This is a genomic window from Deltaproteobacteria bacterium (genome assembly GCA_016709225.1).
GTDB classification, from domain to species: Bacteria; Myxococcota_A; Polyangia; order Nannocystales; family Nannocystaceae; genus Xiheibacterium; species Xiheibacterium phototrophicum.
On record JADJEE010000012.1, the window covers coordinates 1,260,936 to 1,278,611 of the forward strand.

Annotated in this window: 18 protein-coding genes; 8 read left to right on the forward strand and 10 right to left on the reverse strand. The window is 70.0% G+C overall.

Features of this window, described 5'->3' with window-relative positions:
* Positions 1-86 precede the first annotated feature (86 nt).
* Positions 87-1,046, forward strand: a complete 960-nt coding sequence (locus IPH07_30140) for a hypothetical protein (GenBank protein MBK6921695.1) — start codon at positions 87-89, stop codon at positions 1,044-1,046.
* A 108-nt stretch (positions 1,047-1,154) separates the two neighbouring features.
* On the opposite strand, the gene IPH07_30145 is transcribed toward IPH07_30140, so the two are convergent.
* From IPH07_30145 to IPH07_30165, 5 genes are all read right to left on the reverse strand, one after another.
* Positions 1,155-1,433 (reverse strand): hypothetical protein, encoded by a 279-nt coding sequence (locus tag IPH07_30145; protein ID MBK6921696.1) that lies wholly within the window; start codon positions 1,431-1,433, stop codon positions 1,155-1,157.
* A gap of 32 nt (positions 1,434-1,465) precedes the next feature.
* Positions 1,466-2,002, reverse strand: coding sequence for a hypothetical protein (locus tag IPH07_30150; GenBank protein MBK6921697.1), 537 nt, complete (start codon positions 2,000-2,002; stop codon positions 1,466-1,468).
* Between the two features lie 264 nt (positions 2,003-2,266).
* Positions 2,267-3,457 (reverse strand): acyl-CoA dehydrogenase family protein, encoded by a 1,191-nt coding sequence (locus IPH07_30155; GenBank protein ID MBK6921698.1) that lies wholly within the window; start codon positions 3,455-3,457, stop codon positions 2,267-2,269.
* A 62-nt stretch (positions 3,458-3,519) separates the two neighbouring features.
* Complete coding sequence (locus tag IPH07_30160; protein MBK6921699.1) at positions 3,520-3,999, reverse strand: hypothetical protein; 480 nt, start codon at positions 3,997-3,999, stop codon at positions 3,520-3,522.
* The gene (locus IPH07_30165; protein ID MBK6921700.1) at positions 3,992-4,513 is read right to left on the reverse strand and encodes a rhodanese-like domain-containing protein; all 522 of its coding nucleotides are present in this window, start codon (positions 4,511-4,513) and stop codon (positions 3,992-3,994) included. Before IPH07_30165 ends, IPH07_30160 begins: the two co-directional genes overlap by 8 nt.
* Positions 4,514-4,777: 264 nt before the next feature.
* On the opposite strand from IPH07_30165, the gene IPH07_30170 reads away from it, so the two are divergent.
* Positions 4,778-5,503 carry a hypothetical protein gene (locus tag IPH07_30170; protein MBK6921701.1) on the forward strand — a complete coding sequence of 242 codons (726 nt, stop codon included), beginning with the start codon at positions 4,778-4,780 and terminating at the stop codon, positions 5,501-5,503.
* Positions 5,504-5,522: 19 nt separating this feature from the next.
* Complete coding sequence (locus tag IPH07_30175; GenBank protein ID MBK6921702.1) at positions 5,523-6,143, forward strand: thymidine kinase; 621 nt, start codon at positions 5,523-5,525, stop codon at positions 6,141-6,143.
* 102 nt (positions 6,144-6,245) lie between these two features.
* Here IPH07_30175 and IPH07_30180 read toward each other — a convergent pair whose 3' ends face one another.
* The 3 genes from IPH07_30180 to IPH07_30190 all read right to left on the reverse strand — a co-directional run bounded on the left by IPH07_30180 (position 6,246) and on the right by IPH07_30190 (position 10,310).
* Positions 6,246-7,181: a hypothetical protein gene (locus IPH07_30180; GenBank protein ID MBK6921703.1), complete on the reverse strand. Its 936-nt coding sequence runs from the start codon at positions 7,179-7,181 to the stop codon at positions 6,246-6,248.
* A 198-nt stretch (positions 7,182-7,379) separates the two neighbouring features.
* A complete protein-coding gene (locus IPH07_30185; protein ID MBK6921704.1) occupies positions 7,380-8,399 on the reverse strand; it encodes a 2-oxoacid:ferredoxin oxidoreductase subunit beta in 1,020 nt (339 codons plus the stop codon).
* An 18-nt stretch (positions 8,400-8,417) separates the two neighbouring features.
* The gene (locus IPH07_30190; GenBank protein MBK6921705.1) at positions 8,418-10,310 is read right to left on the reverse strand and encodes a 2-oxoacid:acceptor oxidoreductase subunit alpha; all 1,893 of its coding nucleotides are present in this window, start codon (positions 10,308-10,310) and stop codon (positions 8,418-8,420) included.
* Positions 10,311-10,576: 266 nt separating this feature from the next.
* On the opposite strand from IPH07_30190, the gene IPH07_30195 reads away from it, so the two are divergent.
* The 5 genes from IPH07_30195 (at position 10,577) to IPH07_30215 (ending at position 15,836) form a co-directional block, all read left to right on the forward strand.
* Positions 10,577-11,605: a tetratricopeptide repeat protein gene (locus tag IPH07_30195; GenBank protein ID MBK6921706.1), complete on the forward strand. Its 1,029-nt coding sequence runs from the start codon at positions 10,577-10,579 to the stop codon at positions 11,603-11,605.
* Positions 11,606-11,611: 6 nt separating this feature from the next.
* Positions 11,612-12,862 carry a 2-isopropylmalate synthase gene (locus tag IPH07_30200; GenBank protein ID MBK6921707.1) on the forward strand — a complete coding sequence of 417 codons (1,251 nt, stop codon included), beginning with the start codon at positions 11,612-11,614 and terminating at the stop codon, positions 12,860-12,862.
* 17 nt (positions 12,863-12,879) lie between these two features.
* Complete coding sequence (locus IPH07_30205) at positions 12,880-13,746, forward strand: DUF692 family protein (GenBank protein MBK6921708.1); 867 nt, start codon at positions 12,880-12,882, stop codon at positions 13,744-13,746.
* Positions 13,737-14,513 (forward strand): hypothetical protein, encoded by a 777-nt coding sequence (locus IPH07_30210; GenBank protein MBK6921709.1) that lies wholly within the window; start codon positions 13,737-13,739, stop codon positions 14,511-14,513. The genes IPH07_30205 and IPH07_30210 overlap by 10 nt, the downstream gene beginning before the upstream one ends.
* A gap of 231 nt (positions 14,514-14,744) precedes the next feature.
* Positions 14,745-15,836 (forward strand): hypothetical protein, encoded by a 1,092-nt coding sequence (locus IPH07_30215; protein ID MBK6921710.1) that lies wholly within the window; start codon positions 14,745-14,747, stop codon positions 15,834-15,836.
* A 64-nt stretch (positions 15,837-15,900) separates the two neighbouring features.
* Here IPH07_30215 and IPH07_30220 read toward each other — a convergent pair whose 3' ends face one another.
* Both IPH07_30220 and IPH07_30225 read right to left on the reverse strand, forming a co-directional pair.
* Positions 15,901-16,428 carry a lipocalin family protein gene (locus tag IPH07_30220; GenBank protein ID MBK6921711.1) on the reverse strand — a complete coding sequence of 176 codons (528 nt, stop codon included), beginning with the start codon at positions 16,426-16,428 and terminating at the stop codon, positions 15,901-15,903.
* A gap of 58 nt (positions 16,429-16,486) precedes the next feature.
* Positions 16,487-17,605 (reverse strand): DUF2786 domain-containing protein, encoded by a 1,119-nt coding sequence (locus IPH07_30225; GenBank protein ID MBK6921712.1) that lies wholly within the window; start codon positions 17,603-17,605, stop codon positions 16,487-16,489.
* Positions 17,606-17,676 lie beyond the last annotated feature (71 nt).

Below are 17,676 nucleotides of genomic sequence, written 5' to 3' on the forward strand. Positions count from 1 at the left end.
CGCCGGCGTTCGGTCGCGTGACGGCCCTACGCCCCGCCCGTCAGAGCGCGGCCAGCCCCCTTCTCCTCGCGATCCTGGAGCTTTGCATGCGGTCCACGAAGTCCATCCTCTCGGTGTTCGCGGTTGCCCTCGCGCTGTCGGCCTGCAGCCGCGCCAACGATCGCGGCACCGCCGCACCGATCGCGGCACCGATCGCCGGCGCGCCCGTGAGCGTCACGCTCGAGAGCCCGGGGATCGGTGCGCTGCCCTCGGCACTGTTCGGCGGCTCGCTCTACTACGCGGGCCAAGACGGCCAGCAGTACGTCGTGCGCGTCGCCAACAACACCGCGCGCCGCGTCGAGGTCGTGGTCACCGTCGACGGCCGCGACGTGGTATCGGGTCAGCTGGGCGACTACCGCAAGCAGCGCGGGTACATCATCGAGCCGTTCGGGCAGATCGCGATCGACGGCTTCCGGCAGTCGTTCGACCAGGTCGCAGCATTTCGCTTCAGCGGGCTGCAGGACAGCTACACCGCGCTGCAGGGCACGCCGCAGCACGCCGGCGTGGTCGGCATCGCGGTGTTCGAGGAGCGCGGCAACCCCAAGGCCAGCGGGCCGCTCGCGGTCGGCCCGAGCACGCCGACGCCGTTCCCCAGCAGCGGTGGCGATCACGACGTCGCCACTGGGCGAATCGCGACCGCGCCCCACGACTCGCGCATGGCGGCCGATGACGCGCCGGCCGCACCCGCGGCAGAGGCCGGTGCGAGTGCCGACTTCAATGCGCGCAAGTCCGAGGTGGCCCCCAGTGCCGCGCCCGGTGGTGGCAACTTCGCGCCCCCACCGGTGCCCCGCAACGAGCTCGGCACCGAGTACGGCGAGTCACAGGCGTCGTCGGTCCACGAGGTCGCCTTCAAGCGCAAGCACAAGCGACGACCCGACGCGGTGTTCTCGGTCTTCTACGACAGCCCCAACGGCCTCGCGGCGCGCGGCATCCCGCTCGGCGGCGGCGGAGCGTTCGCGCCTGCCCCCGCGCCGCAGCCGTTCCCCGACCGCGCGCCCCGACGCTGAAGCGCCGGGTTTCGCCCGCGGCGGGCGGGGTGCCGCCGCGAGGGACTAGTACCTCGACACAGCGATAGTGATGGGTCAGAACGCCGTCATGGCCGCTGTGTCGAGGTACTAGCAACGCCAGACGCCGTCGAGGTCGTCCGACGCCATCACGCACTTGGCGTAGCGGGCCCAGGCCACGCGCCCGCGCAGCTGGATCTTGTCGAGCTTGTGCTGCATGCAGCGCTCGCGCAGCTGTCCGATCACGGCCGACTCCGACTCGGGCGTCATCGCAGCACCGCCCGACTCGCGCAGCGTGACCTCGACGATGTGCTCGCAGACGTCGGCCGGCCCTGGTGCGCGCACGAACGCCCACCACAGCCCGAACAGCAGGCCGACCGCGCCGAGCATCCCCACGGAGAGCGCACGCCGGACCGCTGGTCTCATCCGCCCCCGTCGATCACCTTGAACGCGGCGCGCCGCTTCTGCACGGCTTCTTGATCGGTGTCGGTCGCCGACGCCGCGGGCGGCAGCGCTGGCTCGTCGGCGGGCGCTTCGTTCTCGGCCTCGGTCGGCGGGGTCGCGGGGTCAGCCCCGGCGACGCTGCGCAGCGCCGGCTTCGCGGCGGGCGCCGTCGCGGGCGGCCGGCCGTAGCGGCTGCGCTTCACCGACTCGGGCATGTTCTGGTCGAGCACGATGCCGCGCCCGGTGCTGCGGTCGGCCACGACGTACACGGCGCCGTACGGGAACGTGCAGCGCGTCACGTAGCCACCGAACGAGAGGTCCGCCGAGAGCGTCTCGGCGGTGAACGTCAGGTCGAGCGGATAGCTCGGGTCGAGATCGATGATCAACCGCTCGCGCCACTGCTCGCGGATGAAGTCCGGGCACACCACGCCGTCGCCCATCGCATTGACGTGCAGACGCGGGCATCGGCCAGCGGCATACAGCGACTCGATGACGCTCTGCACCGGATGAGTCACGTTTCGACGAAGCCTATCGCACGGCCGGCGCGGGCGCGACCCTTGTCGACCGACAATCTCCCGCGCCGGCCGCGGCTTCGACCGGCCGTCCGGCACGGTGTCCCGTCCTTGCACCCGTTCGCCGGTTCGCGGCTGGCCCACGCACGACATGCTCGGGTGGCGGGCGGGCCGGGCGCAGGCCGCGAGGGCGACCTTTGGGGGGCCCTGCCGCAGGAGATCGCGCGGGCCGGACCGCACCGGCTTGGGCCACACGCCGAAGCGGGCTCAGGCGAACGCGGCGAGCCCCGTCAACGCGCGACCGATCGCCAGCGTGTGCACCTCGTGCGTGCCCTCGTAGGTGAAGACCGTCTCGAGGTTGCACAGGTGCCGCATGATGCCGAACTCGCCCATGATGCCGTTGCCACCGAGCATCGAGCGCGCGGTGCGGGCGGTCTGCAGCGCCATGCGGACGTTCTCTCGCTTGAGAATCGAGACTCGCTCGGGCGACAGCTTGCCGTTCTGCTTGATGCGACCGAAGTGGTACGCGAGCAGCAGACCCTTGCCGATCTCGTTGTGCATCTCGACCAGCTTCTGCTGCGTGAGCTGGAACGACGCCAGCGGACGATCGAACTGCACGCGGTCCATCGTGTAGCTGCGCGCGCGCTCGTAGCAGTACATCGCGGCCCCGAGCACGCCCCAACCAATGCCGTAGCGTGCCTGCGTCAGGCAGCCCAGCGGCCCCTTCAGGCCCTGCACGCCCGGCAGCAGGTTCTCCTTGGGCACCCGCACGTCGTCGAGCACGATCTCGCCGGTCATCGACGCGCGCATGCTGAGCTTGCCGTGGGTCTCGGGGGTCGACAGGCCCTTGGTGCCACGCTCGACCACGAAGCCGCGGATGACCGGTGCGTCGCTGCCGTGATCGAGGGTCTTGGCCCAGACCACGCACAGGTCCGCGATCGGGCTGTTGGTGATCCAGAACTTCTGCCCGTTCAGCACGTAGTCGCCGCCCTTGCCGTCCTGCTTGGCGTGGGTGCGCATCGAGCCGGGGTCGCTGCCGGCGTTGGGCTCGGTGAGCCCGAAGCAGCCGACGATCTCGCCCTTGGCCATGCCGGGTAGCCAGCGCTCGCGCTGGGCCTCCTCGCCGTAGGCGTAGATCGGCCACATCGCCAGCGAGGTCTGCACCGAGCAGAACGAACGGATGCCGCTGTCCTGGCGCTCCAGCTCGATCTGCGTGAGGCCGTAGGCGACCGGGTTCATGCCGGCACAGCCGTAGCCCTCGAAGGGCGCGCCGAGGAAGCCCATCTTCGCGAACTCGGAGATGAGCTCGCGCGGGAACGTGCCGCGCTCGTAGTGCTTCTCGAGGTCCGGCGCGACGGTGCGCTCGCAGAACTCGCGCGCGGCCTGCCACACCAGGCGCTCGTCGTCGGTCAACAGGTCATCGATCGAGATCAGATACGGCGTGGCGTCGCGCGACATGGACCTCGTCTACCACAGCCGTACACGGGCGCGCAGCGCCCCTTCGGGCCGCGGCACGTGAGCTACGCCGGCTGCGGCGTCGCACGCCGGGGCTGCCACCACGCAGCGACCACGATCGCCACCAGCAACGCGACGTCCCGCCACAACGTCGGCCAACCGACGGCGTCGGCGGCGGCCTGCTTGCCGAAGCAACCGCACTGCAGGTCGATGCCGCGCACGATCACCGAGGCGATGAGCGCGATGAAGGCGACGGTCAACACCCCCAGCAGCAGGCCGCCGGCGCGGACCCACCGCGGATGCCCCGAAAGCAGCGCGGCCGCACCGACCAGCTCGAGCATCGGCACGATCGCTGCGATCACGTGGAGGCTGCGTTCGGGAAACACCTGGTAGTTGCGGATGTCGGCCGCGAAGCTCAGCAGGTCGCCGGCCTTGGGCACCGCTGCGACCACGAACACCGCCGCGACACCGATGCGCACGGCCCACGACAGCAGCTGCTGCGCGAGCACGCGACGCCGGCGAGCCGGCTCGGCGAGCTCAGCCACTCTGCAGCGCTCCTTCGACCGGCGCGCCCGCACCGACCCACGCCTCGAAGCCGCCGTCGAGCACACGCACGCGATCGCAGCCCAGCGCGTCGTCGAGCAGGCGGCCGACGTACTCGGCGTCCCCACCCGGCGCACCGTCGCAGTAGGTGACGATGTCGCGATCGATCGGGATCGGCAGCGTCTCGGACGCGAGGATCGACGCCGCGTCGGCTGCCGGCAACGAGATCGCCCCGGGGATGTGACCGTCGAGGAACGCCTCGCCCGAGCGCGCGTCGACGATCACGACCGGGTCGTCTTGCACGCGGCGCGACAGCTCCGCGACCGCCACCCGCGGCAGCGCCTCGGGCTCGACGCTCGGCGGCAGCTCGTCCATGCCGCAGGCCGCGACCACCTCGGGCTGCGGGCCTGGCACCCACGGCACGTCGAGCTGAATCGCGAGCGCAGCGACGCCGAGCAGCCCCGCGGCCACGCCGAGCAACGCCGAGTCACGCAGGGTCGCCAGCCACGGCCTCACGGTGACCATCAGCCTAGCAAAGCCGATGGCACCGCGCACATCCCCGCGTCCGCGGGGCGCCGCGGCCGCTCGAGCTGCGCGCGGGTTCGCGGGCTTTTGGGGTGGCTCGACGAGCGTCTGATAGCATCTTTGCCGCGAACGCAGACGCCCGCCCGCACGGCGGCGCCTGCCCAGCCAAGGTCGAGAGAAACGATGCGCGCAGCCAGGCTTTCCGCTTCGATCCCCGCGAGCCCTCGCCGCTCGCTCCGGGCCCTGCTCCCCGCGGTGGCCTTCGCGTGCGCGGGCGTGGCCGCCACCGCTTCGGCAGCCCCGGCGGGCGGCTCGGCGCAGGTGCAGGTCGGCAACCAGGGCACCAGCGCGTCGAGCTCGGGCAAGGGCAAGAGCGGCAAGTACAAGTGGCCCGAGGTGGTGGTCTCGGGCAACGCGATCTCCTTCCTCGCGCCGCTGCAGTTCGGCATCGCCGGCTATCTGCCCAAGGCCCGCTTCGCGTTCCAGTACGATCGTCAGATCCGCAAGGGCCACTGGTTCCACGTCGGCGTGGCGGCGCTGTTCGATCGCGGCGACTACCACAACTTCCGCATGAAGAGCTGCGGCCTCTCGGGCACCGGCGTCTGCGGCGAGGGCGGGGTCGTCGGCGTCGACGTCTACGCCGGCTACACCTACCGCTTCTTTCTGCAGAAGCGGCCATGGTTGGTGCCCTACGTGCGCGGCACTGTCGGCTACACCTTCTTCGATCTGCCCAAGGTCGGAGGCGGCGACGGCAATCGTCGGCAGGAACGCATCCACACCAACTCGTTCTCGATCCGCCCCGGCGGCGGTCTGCGCATCTTCCCGATCGACCAGCTCGGACTCGGCATGGACGTCGCGCTGCCGATCGGCTTCCTGGTCCACAAGCAGCTCAACGATGCCGCCGACGCCTCCGTGAAGAAGAAGGGCGGGTTCCTGTTCGGCATCGAGGTCCTGCCGGTCGTGGTCGAGTTCCGCTTCTAGCCGCCGCGGAGCTCCCGAGATGGCCAAGCTGTACTTCCGCCACGGCGCGATGGAGAGCGCCAAGACCATGAACCTGCTGGCGGTGGCGCACAACTACCGCAAGCAGGGCAAGCAGGTGCTGCTGCTCAAGCCCGCACTCGACGATCGCTACGGCCAGGCACGCATCGCCTCGCGCACCGGCATGGAGGCGCCGGCGGATCTGCTGGTGGCCGACGACACCGTGTTCGAGCTCGACCGCTTCCGCGGCATCGACTGCGTGCTCGTCGACGAGGCGCAGTTCATGTCGCCGGCGATCATCGATCAGCTGCGGGTACTCTCGCTCGCGCTCGACATCCCGGTGATCTGCTACGGCCTGCGCACCGACTTCCGCACGCGTGCGTTCCCGGGTGCCCTGCGACTGCTGGAGCTCGCCGACAGCATCGAAGAGGTCAAGGTCACCTGCCAGTTCTGCGGCCGCAAGGCCGTCTTCAACCTCCGCAGCGCCGACGGCAAGGCGGTGGTCGAGGGCGAGCAGATCGTGCTGGGCGACATCGAGTACGCGCCGGTGTGCGGCAAGCACTACTTCGCTCGCGTGGGTGCCGAGGGGCTGCGGCGGCTGGGCATGACGCTGCCGCGCGGCTACGACGACCCGCCGCGCTGATCCGCGGGCGCCCGCCTGCGGTGGGCCGGATCTGCACCCGCGAAAAAGCCCGCCCGAGCTCTCGCGAGCAGGGGCGGGCCGGCATGCAGGGCTGCGGCTCGACTAGGCCGGGCAGTCCATCTCGCCTGCATCGCAGCAGAAGCAATCCGGCGGCGTGCTCTCGGCGTCGCAGAAGCCGCTGTCGTAGGTGACGCCCATGTCGTCACCGATCTCGTTGCAGATGCGAGCGCAGCTGTCTTCGGTCAGACGACCGTAGAGACAGGTGTTGATGACGTCCGCGTCGGCACAGGTGGCATCGGCGCTGCCGTCACACGCGGCGCCGCTGCCGTTGCCGCAGATGAAGCCGACCTGGGTGCCGTCGTCGACGCAGCCGTACGCGAAATCGTAGCCGTCGAAGCTGCACGACTCATCACCGGCTGTCGGCATCTCCACCCACTCGCCGGACATGCAGGTCCAGAAGCGGCTGCCCTCGGGGCCGTCGGCCGCGAGGTTGCTGCAGAACACCGCGCCATCGGCCGAGGCGTCGCAGTCGGCGGGATCGGGCTCGAACCCGCTCGTGCCACCGCCACCGCTGCTGTCGGCGACGTCGGTGGTGGAGCCGGTGCCACCGGTGCTGCCGTCGCTACCGCTGCCGCTGCCGGCCACCGTCGGATCTTCGGTGCCGCCCGCAGCGTCCTGCGCCGGATCGATGCAGCAGGTGTAGTCGTTGGGATCGCTGGGGAAGCACCAGTTGTACCCGACCGCGCAGTAGCAGGTGTTGCCCTGCAGCACGTTGTTCGGGTTGTCGCAGGCCGCATCGCCGCTGCCCTTGCCGGAGATTTCCTCGCAGTCGTAGTCGTTGGGATCGTCGGGATTCTCCCACGTATAGCCAGCGTCGCACTTGCAGTCGGCACCGCCGTTGACCTCGTGGCTGTGCGAAAGCGGCGAGCCGCACTCGTCACTGCCACCGCCATTGGTCGTGATCACGCAGCCGAGGGTGAGGCCCGCGGCCGCACCCGCGAACACGGAGAACAGGGACTTCATCGAAATGCTCGTCATGGCTAGTGTCCTCGTCACAGGGGGCTCCGTCGGGTTCGGACGGCATGCTCCGGTGGTTGATTCGGCGCCGCACCGTGGGCGGTGTGACCGCACTCGGCCCCTTGGGTTGGGAACGCGATGCGCCAAGAGCTTGCACCGCCCAGGCGGCGTTGTCATCCGCTGCCGCGCTCGGTTTCACCGACGCCGCTGTGCGCCGCGCTACTCGACGCGCCAGGTGTGGCCACCGCGCAGGAGGCGATCGATGTCGCCCGCGCCCGACTTCTCGACCGCCGTCGCGTTCTGGGCCGTGACAGCACTGTCATAGCTCGGCACGGGGTCGCAATAGAGCACGCCGAACGCCATCGGGAAGTCGGGCAGCGCGAGCTGTGCGAGCAAGAACGCGAGCGTTCGATTGGTCTGGTCGTGCACCGCGACGTCGGCCTCGGTGACACCGCCTTCACCGAGCGTCACGACCTCGACGTGGCTGCCGCCGGGTGCCAGACGCAGGCCCTTGCGCTTGTCCTTGCCGAACAGCAGCGGCTTGCCGTGCTCGACCCACAGCTGGTTCTCGCTGGCGATGTCGCGCATGGTCACGTTGTCCCACGCGCCGTCGTTGAAGACCGGGCAGTTCTGCAGGATCTCGATGAAGCTGCTGCCACGGTGGCCGTGCGCCGCGACGAAGAGGTCGCCGAGCGTGCTGGTCGAGGTGTCGATGCCACGCGCGACGAACCGGCCGTTGGCACCGAGCGCCAGCAGGCAGGGGTTGATCGGCATGTCGAGCGAACCGAGCGGCGTCGACGGGGTCTTGAGGCCCACCAGCGAGGTCGGCGAGTACTGCCCCTTGGTCAGGCCGTAGATGCGGTTGTTGAACATCAGGATCTGCAGATCGACGTTGCGCCGCAGCACGTGCAAGAAGTGGTTGCCGCCGATCGACAGGCCATCGCCGTCACCGGTCACCATCCACACGTCGAGCTCCGGATTCGCCAGCTTCACACCGGTCGCGATCGCGGGCGCGCGGCCGTGGATGGTGTGGAAGCCGTACGTGCTCATGTAGTACGGGAAGCGGCTCGAGCAGCCGATGCCCGACACGAACACGGTCTTCTCGCGCGTGACCCCGAGCTTGGGCAGGGTGTGCTGTATCGCAGCCAGGATCGCATAGTCGCCACAACCAGGGCACCAGCGCACCTCCTGGTCGGAGACGAAGTCTTTCTGGGTGAGCGGCTTGTTGGGGGTGTCCATGGTCGGCTCCGAAGATCTCTAGCTGAGGCGGTTGTTGCGGACCAGGGGCGCAGCAAGCTTGACGCGGATCTCCTGCTCGAGCTCTGCCACGCGGAAGGGCATGCCGGAGATCTTGTCCATCGGGTCGGCGGGGATGAGGTACTCGGCCCGCAGCAGACGCACGAGCTGGCCGTTGTTGAGCTCGGGCACGAGCACGCGCTCGAAGCCGCCGAGCAGATCGGCGAGGTTGCTCGGCAGCGGCCACAGGTGGCGCACGTGCACGTGCGACACGTCGAGGCCGTCTTTGCGGGCACGACGTACGGCCTGGTGGATCGAGCCGTAGGTCGAGCCCCAGCCGACCACCACCATCTTGCCGCGCTCGTTGCCGATCTCGACCTTCTGCAGCGGCAGGTCCTTGGCCACGCCGAGCACCTTGTCGGCGCGCGTCTTGGTCATCTTCTGATGGTTCTCGGGGTCGTAGCTGATGTGGCCCGAGGCGAAGTTCTTCTCGATGCCGCCGATGCGGTGCTCGAGCCCGGGCGTGCCGGGCTTGGCCCAGTTGCGCGCGAGCGTCTCGGGATCACGCACGTAGGGGTGGAAGCCCGCCGGGTCGGTGCGGAACGCGACCGGGATCTTGGGCAGGTCCGCGAAGCTCGGGATGGCCCATGGCTCCGCGCCGTTGGCGATGTAGCCGTCGGACAGCACGATGACCGGCGTCATGTACTTGATCGCCAGCCGCACGGCCTCGATCGCCATGTAGAAGCACTCGCCCGGCGTCGCCGGTGCGAGCACGACCAACGGCGCGTCGCCGTTGCGACCCCACACCGCCTGGAACAGGTCGCTCTGCTCGGTCTTCGTGGGCATGCCGGTCGAGGGCCCGGCGCGCTGCACGTCGAAGATCACGAGCGGCAGCTCGGTCATGATCGCCAGGCCCATCGCCTCGCCCTTGAGCGCCATGCCTGGGCCCGAGGTCGCGGTCGCACCGATGATGCCCGCGTACGATGCACCGATCGCCGAGCAGATCGCAGCGATCTCGTCCTCGGCCTGGAAGGTCGTCACGCCGTAGTGCTTGAGACCCGCCAGCGAGTGCAGCACGCTCGACGCCGGCGTGATCGGGTACGAGCCGTAGAACACCGGCAGCTCGGCCAGGCGGCCGGCGGTGGCGAGGCCCCACGCGAGCGCCTCGTTGCCGGTGATGTTGCGGTAGTGGCCGCGCGGCAGGTCGGCCTTGGGGATCTTGTAGGCGGCGACGCCGGTTGGCAGCTCGGCGGTCTCGCCGTAGACGTGGCCGGCGTTGAGCGCCGCGATGTTGGCCTCGGCGATGTCGGGACGCTTGGCGAACTTCTTCTTCAACCACTCGATGGTCGGCGTGCGATCACGACCGAACAGCCAGTAGAGCAGGCCGAGCGTCCACACGTTCTTGGCGCGCAGCGCCTCCTTCGTGCCGAGGCCGAACGGCTCGACCGCAGCCACCACCAGCTTCGAGACGTCGATCTCGAGCTTGCGGTACGGATCGAGCGTGCCGTCCTCGAGCGGATTCTTCTCGTAGCCGGCCTTCTTGAGGTTCTGCGGCGTGAACGCGCCGGTGTTCAGGATGATGAGCCCGCCGCTCGGCACGTCGCGCAGGTTGACCTTGAGCGCCGCGGGGTTCATCGCGACCAGCACGTCGGGCTCGTCGCCGGGCGTGAGCACGTCGTGGGATGCGAAATGGATCTGGAAGCCCGACACACCGAAGGTGGTGCCGGCGGGGGCGCGGATCTCGGCGGGGAAATCGGGGAAGGTCGCGAGGTCGTTGCCGGCGACGGCGGTCGTCTGCGTGAACTGCATGCCCGCGAGCTGCATGCCGTCGCCCGAGTCGCCCGCGAATCGGATCACGACGGAGTCGAGGATCTCGCGGCCATCGGCGTCTTTGGATCGAACCGGGGTGTCCATGGTCGTCAACCTTGCGCTCGCTTGGAGTCGTCGAACGCGTGCGGCGTCGGATGCACCGCGTTCGCGTCGTTGCTGGTCGCGCGAGTATGGGCGAAGTGACACGCGCTTGTCACCGGCCGCGCCGGCACCTGGCGGGCGAGGACTCCGCACGCGGCCGACGCGTCGCGAAGCGTCGCGCGGCGCGGACCCACGCCGCACTCGAGGCATGCGCTCGCTCACACCCACCGCGACGCCGTGCATGCGGCTCTCGGCTAGTGTTGCGCTCCATGGCCAAGGGAAAGACCACCGACGTCGACGCACTCGTGGATCAGGCACTACGTGCAGTCGACGACGACGAGCTCGATACCGCCGAGAGCATCCTCGACGACTGCAAGGGCAGCGTCGGTGAGAACCACCCGCGGGTGCTCCACCTCGCCGGCATGCTCGCGTGGGCACAGGGCGACCTCGAGCGCGCCAACGGCTTCCTCATGCAGGCCGCCGACGGCGCCCCCGATCGCGCCGACATCCAGCTCGACTGCGCCGAGTGCCTCTTCACCGGCGAGGAGCTCGACGAGGCCGAGGCCCAGGTCCGCGCCGCGCTCGCGCTGCCCAGCCTGACCAAGCCGCAGGGCGACGACGCGCGCCTGTTGCTGGCGCAGATCCGGCTCGCGGGCGACGACCCCGACGAGGCACTCGAGGTGCTCGCCGAGATCGATCCGCAGCTGCACGGACACCCCGCGTTCCTCAGCACCCGCGGCTCGGCGAACATGCACGCCGGCAAGCTCGACGAGGCGATCGCGGATCTCGGCGCGGCCGTCGAGCTCGACCCGGAGGATGCCGACCTCCACTACCAGCTCGCGATCGTGCTCGGCACCGCCGGCAAGCACGACGAAGCCACCGCGCAGATGCAGAAGGTCCGCGAGCTCGACGCGGCCGAAGACGGCCCCAGCGAGGAGCCCAGCTTCGCCGAGGCGCAGGAGCTGCGCTCGCGACTCGAAGACGTGTTCGAGCAGCTGCCCGACCCGCTGCTCAAGCTCGTCGCGCACGCGCCCATCACCGTGCAGACCCGCGCCAGCGAGGAGCAGGTCGCGGCCGGCGTCGATCCCCGCAACGTCATCGCCTTCCTCGGCACGCGCAAGCGCGGCAACGACGACGCCGAGCTCACCGGCATCGTCGTGATGCGCGACCTCCTGCCGGCCGAGGACGAGGCCGACGAAGAGGGCGACGATGCCGTCGAGACCGAGCTGTTCTACGGCCTCATGGACGAGCTGCAGAGCTTCTTCGATCGCAACGACCTGGTGATGGCGGAGGCCTAGACGACGATGTCCGTGCCGACCGATTCCGCGGCCCTGGTCTACGACTGGAACGAGAAGGATCGGCACGGGCCGCTGCTGCGCAAGCCGCCGCGGTTCGTCGACGAGAGCATACGCGACGGCCTGCAGTCGCCCTCGGTGACCGACCCGAGCATCGAGCAGAAGATGGAGCTGGTGCGGCTGATGGACCGCCTCGGCATCCACGTGGTGAACCTCGGGCTGCCCGGCGCCGGCGCTCGTGCACAGCACGACGTCGAGCTGCTCGCGCGCTTCATCGTCGAGGAGAAGCTGCGCATCCAGCCCAACTGCGCGGCGCGCACGATGGAGGCCGACATCCGCCCGATCGTGGACATCTCGCAGCGGGTCGGCGTGCCGATCGAGGTGACCGCGTTCATCGGCTCGAGCCCGATCCGCGCGTGGGCCGAGAACTGGGAGCTCTCGCGGCTCGAGGGCCTGACGCGCGACGCGATGAAGTTCACCGTGAAGCACGGCCTGCCGGCGTCATTCGTGACCGAGGACACCACGCGCGCGCATCCGCAAACGCTCGATGTGCTGTTCCGGACCGCCATCGATCACGGCGCGACGCGGCTGGTGCTGTGCGACACCTGCGGCCACGCGACGCCGGACGGCGTGCGCAACCTGTTGAACTTCACCCGCAGCCTGCTGCGGGCCGTGGGCGCCGAAGATCGCGTCGAGCTCGACTGGCACGGTCACAACGATCGTGGGCACGCACTGCCGTTGGCGCTGTTCGCCCTCGAGTACGGCGTCGATCGAGCGCACGGCTGTGGGCTCGGCATCGGCGAGCGCGTCGGCAACACCTCGATGGACCTGTTGTTGCTCAACCTCTACCTGCTCGGGCAGCTCGACCCGGCGCAGCACGACCTGTCGTGCCTGGTCGAGTACGTGACCAAGGTCAGCGAGTACACCGGCGTGCCGATCCACCCCGCCTATCCGCTGTCGGGCCGCGACGCGTTTCGCACCGCGACCGGGGTGCATGCGGCCGCGGTCATCAAGGCCGAGGCCAAGGGTGACTTCGACCTCGCCGACCGCGTGTATTCGGCGGTGCCCGCCCGCGTGTTCGGGCGTCAGCAAGAGATCGAGATCGGTCACTACAGCGGCCGCAGCAACGTCGTGCACTGGTTGAAGGCCCGCGGCATCGACCCCGCCGATGCGGTGGTCGATCGCGTCTTCGCGGCCGCCAAGGCCAGCAACCGCACGCTCGAGGAGCACGAGGTGCTCGCGCTGGTCGGCGGCGGCTGACGCCTTCGGGGCATCGCATGGCCGCGGACGGCTTCCTCCAACGCGCCGCTGCGCTGCCGCGGCTCGGCCTCGGCCTCAGCACCGAGTACGGCGCCAGTCGTGCCGATGGTGCGCTCGATCCGAACGCGATGCGCCGCGAGCACCCCGAGCTCGCGCGCTTCCTCGAGGTCGGCGTCGAGATCGCCAAGGGCCTCGACGACGACGCGCGCACGTGGGCCGAGAGCGGCGCGGCGACGACGTACCACTTCCTCGACATCAACCTCGACGATCCGGCCGACTTCGACGACGCGTGGCTCGCCGACGTGCGTGCGTGCGCCGCCACGCTGCGCCCGGCGTGGCTGTGCGGCGATGCGGGGCTGTGGCACTTCGGCGCCCGCGATCGTGGACAGATGTTGTTGTTGCCCCCGGTGCTCGAGCCCGAGGCCGTGGGGCCGATGGCCGCGGGCATCGTGCGCCTGCGCGATGCGATCGGCCTCGAGGTGCTGCCCGAGAACCCGCCGTGCACGCACTTCGTCGGGCGCATGCACCTGCTCGAGTTCTTCGCCGCGGTCGCCGAGCAGGCCGACACCGGTCTGCTCGTCGATTGTGCGCACCTGGGTATGTTCCAGCGCATCCGCGGGCACGGCTTGCTCGACGGCTTCGACGCGCTGCCGTGGGATCGCGTGATCGAGGTCCACGTCGCGGGTGGCCGCGAGCGCAGCCACGACGGCTACGCATGGGTCGACGACGATCACGGCCCGACGATCCTGGACGACACCTGGACGCTGCTGGACGAGGTGCTCGCGCGCGCGAGCAACCTGCGCGCGTTGGTGGTCGAGTGCGAGCGCAACCCGCTGCCCCGCGCGGCGGCGATGCTGCGCGAGGTGGGCGAGCGGTGGCGGTGATCGACCCGGAGCGGCTCGATCCGCACCTCGTGCAGTCGAGCCTGGTCGCGATGCTGTTCGATCCGGAGCACGCCGCGAGCCTGGCGTGCGGCTGCCCCGAGATGGCGCTCTCGGTTCGCGAGCAGGCGCTGCTGCAGGCGATCGATCCGCGTGCGCTCGCGGTCGACGCGTTCCGTCGCGGCCGCGCGCTCGCGGCCCTCGTCGACGAGTATCCCGTGACCATCGCGCTGCACGGACCGACGCGCTGCCAGGCGTTCTTCGCCAGCCCGCGCTTTCGTCGATCGATCGTCCTGCGCGAGCGCATGGCGTTGGCGTTCGGCGCGTGGATCGGCGAGCGCGAGCGCGGCATCGGTGTGCTCGAGACCGCGATGGCGACGGTACGACGCGCGACGCCACCTCGCGCCCTCGGCCTCGTCTGCGCGCCGCGCGTGCGCGCGTGCGTGCTGCCCGAGGGCACGCTGCGGTTTCACGCCGAGGCGCGTGCGCGACTGGGCCCCGACCCTGCCGCCACGATCGCCGCCGGTGCACCGAAGCTCGGCTCGCCCCCGCGACGCGGCAGCGAGCACGTCATCGTCGAAGCGAAGCCTGATGGCTCGATCGACGTTGGCACCGCCTCGGCGGCGCTGGTGCGGCTGCTGCAGTTCGCCGAGCGGGAGCGGTCGCACGCCGAGCTGGCTGCCCATGCGGTGCGGTGCGGCGCCGAGGCCGACGAGGCCGACGCGCTGCTCGACGATCTGTGCGCGCAGGGCCTGCTCGCGGGTCGCTAAGTACCTCGACACAGCGATAGTGACGGGCCATAACACCGCCCTGACCGCGCCTCGCTGCGTTGCCGCACCTTGAAATACGCCCGGTATTCCGGCGGCACGGCGCCTTGCGGAGTCGCGGCCATGACGGCGTTCTGACCCATCACTATCGCTGTGTCGAGGTACTAGCGGCCGCATGGCCACGCCGGCGTGGGCTGCAACGTCGCCCCGCGCTGGGCCGACGTGGGTGCCCGCATGCGATCCATCCGACGCACCTTCCTCTCGCTTGTCCTCCCCGCCATCGGCCTCGGGGCGTGCGAAGTCACCGAGTCGAACCCGTACTTGCAAAACGGCGACGACGAGACCGGTGCCGCGGCCGACTCCGCCGGCGAGTCCGGCAGCGGCACCACCGGAGACCCCACGACCGGCGATGCGCCGACGACCGGCACCGACCCGACCGACGCTGACCCGACCACGGGTGACGACGGGCCGTGCTCGGGCGCCTGCATCCCCGAGCCCGCCGCACCCGATGGCTGGCAAGGTCCCGTCCGCCTGGCGACCGGCGAAGGTGACGAAGCACCGACGTGCAGCGGTGCGTGGCGCGACGTGCAGGCGCTCGCCTACGACGGCATCGAGGGCGCGCCAGCCGAGTGCAGCTGCAGCTGCGATGCGTCCGCGGTGCAGTGCCCGACCGAATTGACGTTGGAGCAGCGCGCCGACACCCCCGGCGATTGTCACGATTCGACGCTCATCCACACGGTCACCGTCGAGCCAGGCTGCAACCTCATCAGCAGGTACGAATCGACGGTCTGGCTCCTTCGTACACCCGAGCCAGAGGGCGGATGCGTCCCGGTCGAGGGCTCCGCCGTCCCCGAACCTGAATTCGGACGATCCCATGCATTGTGCGGGCCCAGCGAGGGCGCCACCGGCAGCTGCGACGAGGGCACGACGTGCCACGCTGCGCCCCCGGAGGATGACGCGCCGATCTGCATCTGGCAGGCCGGCGACCTCACCTGCCCTCCAGGCGGCTACAGCGCTCGACATCGCTTCGACACCACGTACTCGGATGGCCGCGGCTGCACCGAGTGCACCTGCGGACCACTCGCTGCGAGCTGTGAGGTCGGGAGTCTGGTCGGGTACCCCTACTCCACTGCATGCGGCAGTTCCGTGGTGCAGCTCGACCTCAACGAAGAAGGGTGTGTCCCGGCGCCCGGCGGCATCGGCAGCGTGGACTACCCCGTCGGATCGATCCCCAACCTCGTGGGGGGCAGCTGCGATCCCACCGCGTCGGTGCCGACCGGTGAGCTCGAGGTCACCGGCCACATCACCGTTTGCTGCCTCGAGTAGCCCGCACGCGCGACGCGAGCGATGGACACGCGGCGATCCGAGCGATCGACCGCGTGTTCGCGCGTCAGCTCGGCTGCTGCGTGACCACCAACTTCGAAAGATCGTAGCCCTGCCCGCGCAGCCGCTCGAGGATCGCGTCGTAGGTCGCCTGCGGCAGCACCGGCTCGCGCGACAGGATCCACAGGTACTCGCGGCTGGGGTGCCCGACCACCGCGTATTCGTAGTCGTCGCCCAGATCGATGATCCAGTAGTCGCCCCAGAACGGCCCGAAGAAGCTCACCTCGAGCTTGGCGTTGCTGGTGGTGTCGACCACCCGCGCGCGACCGACCGCCTCATCGAGCTTGCCGTCCAACGAGCCCTTGCGGCAGCGGTTGCGCACGACGATCTCGCCATCGTCGCCGGGCGAGTAGTTCGCGGTGGTGGCAGTGCAGCCGCGCTGGAAGCGTTGCGGATAGCTGGCGATCTCGTACCAGGTGCCGAGGTAACGCTGCAGCTCGACGTGCTCGACCGTGCGCAGCGGCGGGCCGTCGACCTTGCGGGTGCCACAGGCAACGGCCGCGAGTGCCGCGAGGAGCAACACGGTGCGTCGCATGCCCGGAGTCTGCGGCAGAATCCGGCGGCGTCCAGTCGGCGACCGCGCTGGTCGCCGCCTACCGCCCCGGCTTGAGCGCCTTGGGCGTCGAGGTGCTCGACGTGGTCCCGACCGGCCGCGACAGCACGATCGACCGGCCCGCCGACTCGCCCTCGGCGTAGCCGCTGCGATGGGCGCTGCCGCGCGAGCTGATGTTGACGATCCGCGGATGCCGTCGGCGGTAGTACGAGTCGACGTCGGCATCGCCGACCCATACCAGGCCCTCCTGCTCGGCACCGGCTCGCTGGGCGCGGAGCTTCTTGTCGAGCCCGCGCACCGCACCGGTGAGGAAGTTCCGGCGATCGCGGTCCGACCGCAGCTTCGCAGTACGCTTGTGCTCCCGCCACAGCCGCTCGATCGTACGCAGCACGAACGCGTGCACGTACTCGGCCATCGCGAGGTTCTCGGGCCGCCCGCACACCTCGAGCACCGAGCCGCGCTTGGCCTCGAGCGGTCGGTACGCGCCGACCCAGATCACCTGGACGAAGAAGTGCTCGCTCAACAGCATCGCGAGCGCGCGCTCGTGCGACTGCACGCGCCCGGTCGGGTCGCCGAGCCACAGATGACCGCAGGGTTCTTCGTCGGACGACGGCGCGCGCTGCAGCTCGAGGTTGTACTTGAGCATGATGCGCTGGGCCGTGGCCGCAGCGAGCTCCGCCTCGTGCTGGTTGGAGCTCTCGGCCAACGCCAGCAGCTTCTGCACCCGCGCGACGATGCGCAGGCGCTCCGAGGTCTCGCCCGACGCTGCGCCGTCGACGGCGGCATCGCCCGCGGCCCCTCGCGCACGCGCATCGATGCCGCGCAGCCGGCAGACCTCCTGGAAGCGAGCGCCGTGGGCGGTCGCGTCACCGCCCAGGACTTCGTCGACGTACTGGTGCGCCGCTTCGTGCTTGAGCACCTCGATGGTCTCACCCCACGGGCCGTGCATCGCAAGCTCGCGCGAGATCGCAATCGTCCGATGCTCGGCATGCCACGCGCCGAGCAGGCTCGCGGTGTCGACCAGCTCGAAGGTCGGCGGCCGCATGCGCTCGCCGAACAACGCCCAGTTGATCGCGTGCCATTCTCGCACGAGCTCGTGCAGCACCAACGACTCCAACCACCCCTCGACCGGCGCCGTGGTGTGACGTTCGCGCGTCATGACCACCGACAGCCTCGACCGAGCGCGGCCACGCGGTCAAGCCCGGTCATCACTTCGTTGGCGGCCAGCGA